The organism is Tenacibaculum sp. nBUS_03, from assembly GCF_051201695.1.
Lineage (GTDB): Bacteria > Bacteroidota > Bacteroidia > Flavobacteriales > Flavobacteriaceae > Polaribacter.
The window spans coordinates 1,506,117-1,519,715 of sequence record NZ_CP179214.1; the positions used below are offsets into that span (position 1 = coordinate 1,506,117).

Annotated in this window: 10 protein-coding genes; 7 read left to right on the forward strand and 3 right to left on the reverse strand. The window is 31.1% G+C overall.

What is annotated here, in order from left to right:
- Positions 1-179: 179 nt before the first annotated feature.
- From ACMFBB_RS06940 to ACMFBB_RS06950, 3 genes are all read left to right on the forward strand, one after another.
- The gene (locus tag ACMFBB_RS06940; protein WP_435263708.1) at positions 180-1,271 is read left to right on the forward strand and encodes a bestrophin family protein; all 1,092 of its coding nucleotides are present in this window, start codon (positions 180-182) and stop codon (positions 1,269-1,271) included.
- 125 nt (positions 1,272-1,396) lie between these two features.
- Positions 1,397-3,904 carry a VPS10 domain-containing protein gene (locus ACMFBB_RS06945; RefSeq protein WP_435263709.1) on the forward strand — a complete coding sequence of 836 codons (2,508 nt, stop codon included), beginning with the start codon at positions 1,397-1,399 and terminating at the stop codon, positions 3,902-3,904.
- Positions 3,905-3,965: 61 nt separating this feature from the next.
- The gene (locus tag ACMFBB_RS06950; protein ID WP_435263710.1) at positions 3,966-4,394 is read left to right on the forward strand and encodes a hypothetical protein; all 429 of its coding nucleotides are present in this window, start codon (positions 3,966-3,968) and stop codon (positions 4,392-4,394) included.
- A 123-nt stretch (positions 4,395-4,517) separates the two neighbouring features.
- Here ACMFBB_RS06950 and hglS read toward each other — a convergent pair whose 3' ends face one another.
- Complete coding sequence (hglS, locus tag ACMFBB_RS06955; protein ID WP_435263711.1) at positions 4,518-5,945, reverse strand: 2-oxoadipate dioxygenase/decarboxylase HglS; 1,428 nt, start codon at positions 5,943-5,945, stop codon at positions 4,518-4,520.
- 155 nt (positions 5,946-6,100) lie between these two features.
- Between hglS and ACMFBB_RS06960 the strand changes: the two genes are divergently transcribed.
- From ACMFBB_RS06960 to ACMFBB_RS06975, 4 genes are all read left to right on the forward strand, one after another.
- Complete coding sequence (locus ACMFBB_RS06960; RefSeq protein ID WP_435263712.1) at positions 6,101-6,559, forward strand: Lrp/AsnC family transcriptional regulator; 459 nt, start codon at positions 6,101-6,103, stop codon at positions 6,557-6,559.
- Between the two features lie 206 nt (positions 6,560-6,765).
- A complete protein-coding gene (gene dld, locus ACMFBB_RS06965; RefSeq protein ID WP_435263713.1) occupies positions 6,766-8,457 on the forward strand; it encodes a D-lactate dehydrogenase in 1,692 nt (563 codons plus the stop codon).
- Positions 8,458-8,506: 49 nt separating this feature from the next.
- Positions 8,507-11,404: an FAD-binding and (Fe-S)-binding domain-containing protein gene (locus tag ACMFBB_RS06970; protein WP_435263714.1), complete on the forward strand. Its 2,898-nt coding sequence runs from the start codon at positions 8,507-8,509 to the stop codon at positions 11,402-11,404.
- A 128-nt stretch (positions 11,405-11,532) separates the two neighbouring features.
- Positions 11,533-11,985 (forward strand): hypothetical protein, encoded by a 453-nt coding sequence (locus ACMFBB_RS06975; RefSeq protein WP_435263715.1) that lies wholly within the window; start codon positions 11,533-11,535, stop codon positions 11,983-11,985.
- Between the two features lie 65 nt (positions 11,986-12,050).
- Here ACMFBB_RS06975 and ACMFBB_RS06980 read toward each other — a convergent pair whose 3' ends face one another.
- Positions 12,051-12,593 (reverse strand): alpha/beta hydrolase, encoded by a 543-nt coding sequence (locus tag ACMFBB_RS06980; RefSeq protein WP_435263716.1) that lies wholly within the window; start codon positions 12,591-12,593, stop codon positions 12,051-12,053.
- Between the two features lie 57 nt (positions 12,594-12,650).
- Entirely contained in the window at positions 12,651-13,583 is a 933-nt protein-coding gene (gene ctlX, locus ACMFBB_RS06985) for a citrulline utilization hydrolase CtlX (RefSeq protein WP_435263717.1), read from the reverse strand.
- Between the last annotated feature and the right edge of the window lie 16 nt (positions 13,584-13,599).

A 13,599-nucleotide genomic window follows, 5' to 3' on the forward strand; every position in this document is an offset into this window, starting at 1 on the left:
TTTCAAAATCTTACGTACACAACACCGCTAAAAGGTTATTCCTTAGCACAGCATAACTGTTAGTTAAATTGCTCTAGCGAATACTGAACAAGAAGCTTAACTATAAACTAGGAAACTCATTCAAATATTTATTTTCAATGAGTTTTTGTTACTTTAGAGGAAAATCAAGTTTTAAATTTATGTATGTAAAAAAAACATATCCTTTAAAGGGAATGCTAAAATGGACAAGAAGATATACCTATGTGTTTTTACTATTAAGCACTATACCTGTTTTTTTGTTTGATATTTTAGGTTGGAAATGGCTTTATGTTCCTTGGCTTCCTCTAGGTGTATTAGGCACAGCTGTTTCTTTTATTGTTAGTTTTAAAAACAATGCTTCATATGATCGTTTATGGGAGGCTCGAAAAATTTGGGGAGGCATTGTAAATACTTCTCGCTCTTTTACAATTATGGTAAAAGACTTTATAAAAAGTGATGATATCTCAAATCACGAGTTAAAAACAATTCATAGAGAATTAATACATCGTCATATTGCATGGCTAACCGCTTTGCGTTATCAATTACGAAAGACTAAACCATGGGAAAACAATGTTAAACCTAACAAATCGAATAAAGAATTTAAAGAGAAAAACTTTGTTGTTATTGAACATACCGTGCCTATCAAAAAAGCAATAAATTTATATATTACTGATAATGAATATAAAGAAATATTCACTAAAGAAAATCAAGCCTCTCAATTATTAGGAATACAATCAAAACGCATAAAAGAAATTCAAAATAAAGGTTTAATTGATGATTTTCGCCATATGGAACTAGAAAAAATATTGGTTGAATTATATGCACTTCAAGGGAAGAGTGAACGAATTAAAAACTTTCCTTACCCTAGACAATTCGCTACTTTAAATTTTATTTTTATTTGGATTTTTATAATTCTTTTACCTTATGGCATGATGCAAGAGTTTGAAGCTCTGGGTGATCGTATTGTTGCATCATTAGCAAACCATGAATTTAAAACTGCTATTATGCACAAAATTCAAGAGTTCATTGCAATACATTTTGAGTGGTTTTCTATTCCTTTCAGTACGTTACTAGCTTGGATTTTTTACTCTATGGAGGCTATTGGAGATAATTCAGAAAATCCATTTGAGGGACGACCTAATGATGTACCTATCACTGATTTATCTAGGAGTATAGAAATTGACATACGTCAATTAATCGATGATACTGAGATACCTAAACCTTATAAATGGAAAAACAATATTATACTATAACTCTTAAATATGTTTTACCACAAAACACTTACAACCAACTTACCAATAAGCTTTTAATAAAATAAGCAAGTAGGGTAAAGAAAAATTAAACTGTCTTTATTAAGGAAACAATACAATTATAAAAAATGAAAAGTCAATTATCCCTTCTTTTACTATTTACCTTTTTATGCGCATCCAAAATAAGCTCACAGCAATCAAACTGGAGAGATGCCCCTTTGAAAAAAAATGCAAATTATTTCAATATTCTAAAAAATAATGAACAAAGAATATCTGCTGCTAAAAGAAGCACCAGCAGAGCTTCTAAAAAGCAAATAAAACAATTTAACCGTTGGAAAAACTTTTGGAAAGATCGAATTTTACCTGATGGTTCATTTGTCTCTGCTACCCATAATTACAATGAATTAAAAAAAGAAAATAAACGCTACTCTAATTTACGTCAGAAAAAATCAACAAGCTGGTCTTTATTAGGGCCAATTACTCCTCCCAAATCTTCGATTGGTTTTTATCCGGGTATGGGAAGAATAAATACAGTAGCTTTTAAGGGTAACGACACTAATACAATGTATGTTGGTACTCCAGGTGGTGGTATTTGGAAAACAACTGATGGTGGAAAAAACTGGACTGCCAAAGGAGATAACTTTCCTAATCTAGGTGTCTCACATATAGTAATTCACCCTACAGACTCAAAAACTCTATACCTAGCTACTGGTGATTATGATGGTGGACAAAATCGATCTGTTGGAGTATTTAAATCAGTTGATGCAGGTGAAAACTGGAGTGGAACAGGTTTATCTTTTTCTTTAAATCAAAACAATATTATAAGTAAATTACTTATTGATGCTAACAATCCAAATACCATTTTTGCTACCACTAAAAATAGTATTAAAAGATCCACTGACGGAGGTACTAACTGGACTGATGTTTTTACCGAAAATTTTTCTTCATTTAATGACATTCAATATAAAACAGGAAGTAGCTCTATAATTTACGCAACTACAAAATTTGGAACCTTGTATATTTCTAGAGATAATGGTACTACTTGGTCTGTTGCCTCTAAACCTTCCTCTTCACGATTAGATATTGCACAAACTGTTAATGATCCTAATTTAATTTTATCTCTTGATAGCAGTGGTATAGTTAGAAAATCAACTGATGAAGGAAAAACATGGACTACAGTATCAACAATTGATGGATATGCCTCTCAAGGTGGATACAATATGACTTTAGCTATTTCTCCTTTAGATAAAAACTTAATTTTAGCTGGTGGTATTGAGGGTTGGCGTTCAAAAAATGGAGGTACTAGCTGGGAAAAGTACTTAGATGGATATTGGCAACTTGGAAAACCATATTTTTATGTTCACTCTGATCATCATGATATGATGTTTATTCCTGGAACTAATACTGCGTTTTCAGTAAATGATGGTGGAATTTTTAAGGGAGACGCTTCTTCTGATGCAAAATGGACTGATTTATCTTCTGGTTTAGCTATCACTCAATATTATAATGTTTCTGGAACTCCCAAAGATCAAGGAAAGTTAATCATGGGAGCTCAGGATAATGATATCGCTATTTATGATGGTAGTAATGGCTTTAAAGGAGAAAACCCTGGTAGTGATGGCGTTGAAGGATTATGGGATTATTCAAATTCAAATATCGCTTGGAGTTGTAGTCAACTTGGGGGAATGAATAGGACTTTAGATGGATTTAAAACTGCTGCCACTGGAGTAAACACCCCCTCTGGAGCACCTTTTGTTTGGGAGTTAGAAATACATCCTACTGATCCAAGGACTATTTTTGGAGGTTTTGGAGACATCTATAGGTCTACTGATAGAGGAGACAATTGGATTAATTTAAATTCATCAGTAGGCAGCGTTGAATTTATTTCAATAGCTCCTTCAAATGCTAATGTAATATATGTTTCTGGTCAGAGTGGAGTTGTAAAAAAAACAACAAATGGTGGAACAACTTGGACTAGCGTTACTTTACCCCAAAGAGGAAATGTGAAAAGTATTGAAGTACACCCAACAAACCCTTCTGAAGTATACATAGCATATTCAGGATACTTAGCTGGGAAAGTTTTTAAATCTACAAATGGTGGTTCTAGCTGGACTAATATAACAGGAACTTTACCCAATATACCTACACATAAAATAGTATACAGAACAGGTAGTTCTGATGGCGAATTATTTTTAGCTACTGATTTAGGTGTGTACTACAGAACAAACTCAAAAGGAGACTGGATTAGGTTAGGAAGTGGATTACCTAACGTTATAGTTCATGACATTGAAATTCATTATGCCACTAACAAACTTAGAGCCGCTACTTACGGTAGAGGTGTTTGGGAAGCCTCTATAAGCCAATCTGCTTTAGGTACAGAAGAAAACAAATTACCTAAAAACGCTATATCTTTATTTCCAAATCCAACAAATAACAAAAACATTAACGTTAAACTAAATAATCTTACTGGAAAAACAAACATACTCATATACAATATAATTGGAAGTGTTGTTAAAAATTTAATCATTGAAAAGTCTGAAAAAAATATTAGTCTTGCTGGCTTCTCAAATGGGATTTATTTAGTTAAAATCACTAACAATAATAAAAGTATCACTAAAAAGTTAATTGTAAAATAATTTGATTAAAATCAAACATGGAATAAATAATTATTTATTCCATGTTTTTATTAAATTTCTTATGAAAAAAATCTGCATATTATTCTTATCGCTATTTACATTTATTAGTTGTAACGAATCACTGAAATTGTTATCAGCTACAAAACAAATAGTTTTCCCTGGCAGACCAACCGAAAAAGCATTCACTAATTATATTTTAAAATTTTCTGTTGACTACAATACTCAAATAAATGTTGACAGTATTAAAGTATCTCAAGGTGATAAACACCATACAACAACTAAGTATCTGTTAAAATCTGAAAATGCTTCTTCCTACAGTAAGTCAATAACAGAAAAAGGTATTTATACGATAGAAATTCCACTTAAAAACATTCACAATCAAAACAGTTTATCTACTAAAAATAATATACTACTATACTTAAAAGAAAATAATAAGCTCAAAGAGTTTAAAGTAAGTAAATTTAAAAACGAAGAAAAAAGAAAAAGATAGTAAACAAAAAGCCTAACTAATTAGTTAGGCTTTTTGTTTACTAATCATGTCGTTACATTTAAATAACGATATAGTTAAACGTTGTTTTAATGAAAATACTATATTTTCTTCATCTAAAATGTATTAAGCATTTATTTGTTCCAAGCATTTTTGAATAGTTTCCTCCTGCATATCCTCATACCATTTTACCAAGCCATAGACTGGCTCACCTAGATCTTTTTCAAATAACGCTTGATTGGAAGTTCCTTCATATTTGCGTTTAGCATCATCAGTACCCAAATTCGAAGCAAAAATACCAGCTGCACTTACAGGAAGAAAGTCTTCATAAACCATTGGTTCTATACTTAAATACCCTTCCACTAATAACTGATTGATATCTGCTTTTGTGTATAGTCTATTTTGTGATAATTTATTTACTTTTTCCGAAATAAAATAATGAAAATAGGCTAATTCTTGAGATTGCATTTCCATGTAACTATCTGGAAAAACTTTAAAATTTTCTTTTAATAGTTCATTATATTCAGTTGAGTTTTCAGCGGTTGGTGACCCTCCTATTTCTCTACGTGTTTTACTTAATAGCTCATTATATAAATCTTGTCCTTTTTGTGTTAATGCCACACCACGCTGTTCAATCTCACCAAAACGAGCTTTGTGTTCCCCCAACTCTTCACTTCCTGTGCTATTTTTAAAAGATACTTTCTCGGTCAAAGCCTTAAAACTTGTTTGACGTAATAAAATTGGACATTTTCTTGCTGGTGGTCCTTCTATAGTGTCTTTTGGAGGAATATTACGAGCCTCCATACTACTTTGCACTTTATCTATATCTAAAGTTCTCGGGGTTAAATGATTAATATGCGGACCTTTAAACGCAACTACATCAGCAATCAAACGATGCTGATCTAATAACATTTGATACATATTATAATCTACTGTAGCTGTTTCATGCCATCTAAAAGATTCCAATGCTTCTCGAACAAAAGTTTCAACATCTTCTTCAATTAATCCCCCGTCTTTTTCATACTTATCTATAAATTCTATTGTTTTGTCCGTAAAAATCTGACGGTCTTCAAGAATCGATTCAACATTACTTCGAAGCTGATTATCATCAATTAAGTCTAAACGTAATAAAGAAGTAAAAACTCTAAATGGTGCCTGATTAAGTGCTGTATTATCAATAGCTCTGAATGCTGTAGCATGTACAGGAACACCAGCTGGTGCCAAATCATAATATCCAACAGGATACATACCCATAACTTTAAATAAACGTCTCATCGTAAATAATTCCTCAGGCTTGCCTAAACGAATTGCACCATGACGCTCCACATTTAATCTAGATAGTTCTCCAGTTCGTGATAATTGCTCCTTGTCTTCCTTCGACTCTGAAAGTACCTTTTCATTAATATCATGAACCAAATCTAACAGTTCACCATAAAGAGGAACCTCCTCCTTATACATATCAGACATAATCTTTGAAAAGCGACTGCGAATATATTCTGGAGAAACAAAATCTTTAATAGCATTACCAGCTTCTACTATGCTTTTTGATGACATATTTTAATAAATTTTACCGCAAAAATAAAATGTATTTCTTTTAAAACTAATATATTATAATTAAATTTACACCTTAAGTATTTATTTTTAATCAAAAATAACATAAATAACACAAATAAAAGTTAATTTGACATTAAAGCTAGATTTTAAAGATTATGGATAATCAATTTGATTACATAGACAAACAAATACTACAAAAACTTCGTGTAGATGCAAGGAAACCCTATTCTAAAATAGCGGAGGAACTCAAAGTTTCAAATTCGTTAATTCATCAAAGAATGAAACGATTAACAAGCGATGGTGTTATTAAAAACACTTCTTTTATCGTTGATGAAAGAAAGTTAGGCTACAAAACGAAATCCTATACTGGAATTCGACTTAGAGAAGCTAGATTTGCTAAAGATGTAATGAAAGAACTTGAAAAAATTGAAGAAATTGTAGAATGTAATTTCGTTTCAGGTAATTACGCCATTTTTATTCTAATTTTTGCCAAGGACAATGAACATCTTCAAAAAATATTATATGATAAAGTTCATCTTATTAATGGAGTAGCAGGCACAGATTCATTTATTTGCTTTGATACAGGTTTCAAAAGGAGTATTCCTATTAAATAATTCGCAAATGAAACTTTTTGTCTATTCGCTACAAATTTAGAACCTAAAAATTTAGAACAAACATAGTAAATTCATGTATTATTTCGTTAACCCTTAGTGTTTTTACAATGTTATAAATAACTGAATTTATTGTATTTTAAATCTTAAAACGAGTATTTTTACACTTAGCTAATTTTATTTTGTCACCCTAGAATACTATGGATAATATGGAAAACAGCACAGAACTAATTAATAAACTAACAGCTATTGTTGGTAATAAATATTTACTAACAGATACATCGAGTAAACAGGCCTATTGTAAGGGTTTTAGATTTGGCTCTGGAGAAGCATTTGCTGTTGCTAAACCAGCTACCTTATCAGAAACATGGAAAATTTTACAGATTTGTGTTGCAGAAGACATAATCGTTATTATGCAAGCCGCAAATACAGGGCTAACAGGAGGTTCTACACCGAATGGAAATGACTATGATCGCCCAGTATTAGTTATTAGTACTATGAGAATTAATGAAATTCAAATTCTTGACGAAGGAAAACAAATTGTTGGTTTGGCTGGTAGCACATTATTTGGTTTAGAAAAAAAATTAGCTCCTTACGGAAGAGAACCGCATTCCGTAATTGGCTCTTCTTGTATTGGTGCATCTATTGTTGGAGGTATATGTAATAACTCTGGTGGGGCATTAGTTAAAAGAGGTCCAGCATACACCCAACTTTCTTTGTATGCTCAAATTAACGAACAAGGCGAGTTATTATTAGTGAATGAATTGGGTATTGATTTGGGAAGTACTCCCGAAGAAATTTTAACTAATCTTGAAACCAATAACTATACAGAGAAACAGGTACAGTTTCCAAATAAATTAGCATCTGATAATGAGTATCATGAAAGAGTTAGAGATGTCAATGCAAATACTCCCGCACGTTTTAATGCTGACGGAAGAAGATTATATGGTGCATCGGGATGTGCTGGTAAAGTTGCTGTATTTGCAGTTCGTTTAGATACGTATCCAATTCCTAAACGACACCAGGTTTTTTATATAGGGACTAATAATCCAGAGGTATTGTGGAAAATAAGAAGAGATATTTTATCCAACTTTAAAAGCTTACCTGTTTCAGGAGAATATCTTCATAGAGATTGTTATGATGCTACAAAAAAATATAGTAAAGATACATTTGTTGTCATTGATAAAATGGGACCAAACTTCATACCTAAATTATTTTCGTTAAAACGAAAAGTAGATTTGATTGCAAGTAAATTTAAATTTCTACCCAGTAAATTTTCGGATAAATTAATGCAAAGTATGAGTAAAATTTGGCCAAATCACCTCCCTAAAAGAATGGAACAATATAGAGATCTGTATGAACATCATTGGGTTATCGAAATGTCTGATGAGGGGATAGATGAGGCTAACTCGTATTTCAATGACTTCTTCAAAAGTAATGAAGGTAGCTATTTTGCCTGTACCAAAAAAGAAGGTAAAAAGGCATTACTTCATCGATTTGTAGCTGGAAGTGCTATAGGTAGATATCACGCTATTCATCAAAAAGAAGTAGGTGACATGATGTCTATGGATATTGCTTTCCCTAGAAATGAAAAAGATTGGTTTGAAAAATTACCGCAAGAGATAGACGATTTACTTGAAGTAAAATTATATTATGGCCATTTATTCTGTCATGTCTTACACCAAAACTATGTTGTAAAGAAAGGAGTTGATGCGAAAGCCTTAAAAAAAGAACTACTAAAAACATTTGATGCAAGGGGAGCAGAGTATCCTGCTGAACACAATGTAGGTCATGAGTATTTTGCTAAACCAACGTTACAAAATTTTTATCAAAAATTAGATCCAACAAATGCATTTAACCCTGGTATTGGACATACTAGTAAATGTAAACACTGGAAATAAAACTTCTTATATTTTTTATATTTAAAATTATTACCTTTTATAAAGCGAAATGATCGATAAACTACTTTTACAATCTCTTAAAAATGATCTTTCAGGAGAACTTTATTTTGACAACCTTCATAAAAACATTTATGCTACTGATGCTTCTGTATATCGTAAAATACCGCTAGCGGTTGCGTATCCTAAAAACAAAGAAGATATAAAAAAACTAATTTCTTTTGCTACTAGAAATAATAGTACTTTAATTCCTCGTACTGCAGGAACTTCTTTAGCAGGACAATGCGTTGGAGATGGAATTGTAGTTGATGTATCTAAATATTTCGTCAATATGCTTGCCTTTGATGAAAAAGCAAAAACTATTACAGTTGAACCAGGTATTATTCGTGATGATTTAAATCGTTTCTTAAAACCTTTTGGTCTTTTTTTTGGACCAAACACCTCAACTTCAAATCGTTGCATGATTGGTGGTATGGTAGGGAATAATTCATCAGGTAGCACATCAATTCGTTACGGTGTTACTCGTGACAAGGTAATAAGTATTGAAGGGCTTTTAAGTGATGGAAGCGATGTTATTTTTTCCGAAATTGACTCTCTTGAATTCCAGCAAAAAAAATCAAGTAATTCTCTTGAAGGTAAAATTTATAGTGCAATTTTTAAGGAACTTTCACAACAAAGCATTCAAAAAGAAATAAAGACAGAATTTCCTAAAGAAAGTATTCATCGAAGAAATACTGGATATGCTGTTGATGAATTTTTAACTTCAGATTTATTTGGTGGTGATCAACCGACCATAAATCCTGCTAAGTTTTTATCTGGAAGTGAGGGTACCTTAGTTTTTTCTACAGCAATTACTATTCAACTTGACGACTTACCTCCTAATCAAAGCATTATGGTTTGTCCTCATTTCACCAGTGTAAATGAAAGCTTAAAAGCTACAGTTACAGCTATGAATCATAATTTATATGCTTGTGAACTTATGGACAAAGTAATTTTAGACTGTACAAAAAATAACCGTGAACAAGTAAAAAATCGTTTCTTTTTAAAAGGAGATCCAGAAGCTGTGTTAATGCTTGAAGTATCTGCTAATACACTAGAAAAAGCTGAAGATTTAGCTGACAAACTTATAAAAGATTTAGAAGCTAATAACTTTGGGTATCATTACCCTAAAGTTTACGGAAAAGATATTGCTAAGGTTCACCATTTAAGAAAAGCTGGCTTAGGGTTATTAGGTAATATTGTTGGCGACATGAAGGCTGTTGCTTGTATTGAAGATACAGCAGTTGCCTTAAATGATTTGCCTGAGTATATTGAAGAGTTTACTCAAATCATGGATAAATACCAGCAAGATGCAGTTTATTATGCTCATGCTGGCGCAGGTGAATTACACCTACGCCCTATTTTAAATTTAAAAAAGAAGAAAGATGTTTCTCTTTTCAGAAAAATAACTACTGAAACTGCCCAATTAGTAAAAAAATATCAAGGTTCATTTAGTGGTGAACATGGAGATGGAATTGTTCGTGCAGAATTTATCCCGCTAATGATTGGTGAGAATAACTATCAATTATTACGTAGAATCAAGAAAGCTTTTGATCCTAATAACATTTTCAATAAAGGAAAAATTACTGATGCTTTTCCTATGGATAAAAGTTTACGTTATGAAATTGATAGAAATGAACCAGAAATTGAAACAATACAAGACTTTTCAGATAGTGAAGGTATATTAAAATTAGCCGAAAAATGTAACGGTTCTGGAGATTGCAGAAAATCCCCAGAAGCTGGAGGAACTTTATGCCCTAGTTATAGAGCTACACGAAATGAAAAAGAAACTACTCGTGCACGAGCTAATACTCTTCGTGAAGTACTAACTAACAATACAGCAAAAAACAAGTTTGATTCTAAAGAATTAAAAAACATCTTAGACTTATGTTTAAGTTGTAAAGCTTGTGCTACAGAATGTCCTAGTAATGTTGATATTGCTTCTATGAAAGCAGAGTTTTTGTTCCAATATCAAGAAACCAACGGTTATTCCTTCCGAAATAAAATGTTTGCAAATAATGCTAAATTCAATAAACTCGGAAGTAAACTTCCTAGAATTACTAATTTTTTCACAAATACGATTGTTGCTAAAAAAGTACTTGGTGTAGCCACTGAAAGATCAGTACCTAAATTAACAAAACAATCTTTAGATGTCTGGCTACGAAATCACACAGAGAAAATATCAAAAAAGATAGTGTACCTGTTTAATGATGAATTTACAAACTATTATGATACTGAAATTGGAAAAGACACGGTTATCGTATTAGAAAAATTAGGTTATTTCGTTAAAATTGTTAAACATGCTGAGAGCGGTAGAAGTTATATTTCTAAAGGTTTTTTAAGAGAAGCTAAAAATATTGCCAATAAAAATATTTCTATTTTTAAAAATTTAATTTCAGAAGAAACACCTTTAGTTGGTATTGAACCATCTGCGATATTGACCTTTAGAGATGAATATATTCGATTAGCCGACGATAAAAAAAGTGCTCAAAAAATTGCGAAAAACACGTTCACAATAGAGGAATTCCTTGCTAGAGAAAATGAGAAAGGAAAGCTAGATTTGAACCTTTTTAGTAAAAAACACAAAGAGATTAAAATTCACGGCCACTGCCATCAAAAAGCATTATCTAGCACCCATGCATCCTTTAGTATTATAAATATTCCTAAAAACTATAAGGTTACCATCATGAATACTGGATGCTGTGGTATGGCTGGTTCTTTTGGTTATGAAAAAGAACATTATAAAATTAGTATGCAAGTTGGTGAAGACACTTTATTTCCTAAAATTAGAAACTGTTCTAAGCAAACAGAAATTGTTGCAGCAGGAACGAGTTGTCGACATCAAATATACGACGGTACCAAACGTATTGCTAAACATCCAATAACAATTTTAAAAGAAGCTTTTGCTTAATTTTATAAAAATAAAAAGCTTAATATTTAATTATTGAGCTTTTTATTTAAATTACCCATCTAAAAAACAACAGCTTAACCAAGTTTATTTCGTATATTTAAGAGTTCTGTAATTTTAAATATACAATTATGTCAAAAAGTAAAATAATCATTAACTCTGCCTTACTCATTTTTGGAGGCATTGTTGGGTTCTTTTTCTTAATGAAAATATTGGGTTTAAATAATGTTTCTGAATTACGTTTATTAAATTTTGTTTTTGTGCTTTGGGGAATTAACAAGGCTATAAAAACAAATATTAAACTAAATAAAGAATCGTTATATTTCTCAAACTTTTCAATAGGAATAGGAACTTCCGTTTTAGCAGTAGGACTTACAATTTTAGGTTTAATCGTATATGTAGGTTTTATTGATCCTGAATTAATAACTGTTTTAGGAAATTCTTCATTTTGGGGTAAAAACCTAAATTTATCTTTAATTATTTTTGCCTTAGCTATTGAAGGAATTGCATCATCAGTTATTTGTTCATTTATTTTAATGCAGTACTATAAGAATTATAAAATATCAAATACTTCTATTGCTTAAAAACTTGAATTTAATATAAAAGGGTTTCAATTAAATTTGAAACCCTTTTATTTATAATAAAAACATTACTTCTTACTATAGCTTATCTTGTTCTTTATAATCTCTTCACAAACAAATGTTGCAAAGTTTTTATCTCTATATATATCATGATTTCCTTTTACTTTTAGAATAGGTAAATTCATTATTTTAAACCAAGTATCCTTAGGCACAAACTTATCATTTTCTGAAAAATATAAGAAAATATTACCCAAAGGTTTTTTAGACTCATATCTTAATCTAGTAGAAGAAATACAGTACATTAATAATTTTCTATTACTTTGCATTGCAAAATTCCAAGCTATAGTTCCTCCTATACTAAACGCAAGTACTATTGTATCATTTTGTTTTTCAATTTCGAAAAGTTTATAAATAGCTTTTTCAATACCGCCATTTACAAATTGCTGATGCAGGTTTTCTTCTGTATAAATCGTTGTATTAATTTCAGCTAGTTCACAGCTATCATAAAAAACAATTTCAAAATCATTTTTTAATAGTTCTGTATAATTTGTTAACCATGTAGCCTTCTTTTTCCCCCATAAATCTGAAAGAATAATTAATCTTTTCATCATTTTAAGTTATTTTATATACCATAAGAAGGTGTATAAATAGAAAGTAACTCAAGAGTTTTATTTTTTTAAAAACACTTCAGCCATCATACAACGAGCACTTCCACCACCACAGGTTTCAATAGTTTCAAGTGAACTGTGTATTATTTTACAATGCTTTTCAATTATAGCAACCTGACTTGAAGTTAATGAACTGTATGCGGAAGAGCTCATTATTAAAAAACGTTGGCCACCAGACCCTACAAGCTGTAACATATTCCCAGCAAATTGAGTTACTTGTTTTTCAGTTATAGCAATTATTTCTTTTCCATCAAGCTTCAAATGCTTTAGCACCTCTTTTTTTTCTTTTTTATCATCAATTGCGTCTAAGCAAACTATAGCAAAAGTTTCAGCAACACACATCATAACATTAGTATGATAAATAGGTTCTCTAGTACTTTCTACTGTTTGATTTGCTACAAAAACCACAGGTGTATATTCAAAGTCTTCACAAAATTCAATGAATAACTCTTCATCTGCCCTTGGGGATAAAGCGCAATAAGCTTTTCGGTTAGTACGATCTAAAATCATACTTCCAGTTCCTTCCAAAAAAACACCTTCTTGTTCAGCTTCAGAATAATCAATAACATTTTCTATTATAAATCCTTTATTTTCTAGAACCTCTAAGACATCATCTCTTTTTTCAAGTCTTCTGTTTTCAGCAAACATTGGATATACAGCAACATCACCATTTTCATGAAAAGAAATCCAATTGTTAGGAAATAGAGCATCTGGTGTATCTGGTGTTTTAGTATCTTCAATTACAACGACATCTATTCCTTGTGCCTTTAATTTACCAACAAAAACATCAAACTCTTGCTGTGCTTTAACATTAATAGTTGCAGGTAACATCCCAGCTAATTCTTGTTGATAATAATTATTTACAGCAGTTTGTTCATTCATCCTAAAACTAGCAGGGCGAACCATTAAAATAGTATTGGTAGTTTGCTTCATACTACGAAGGTAAAAA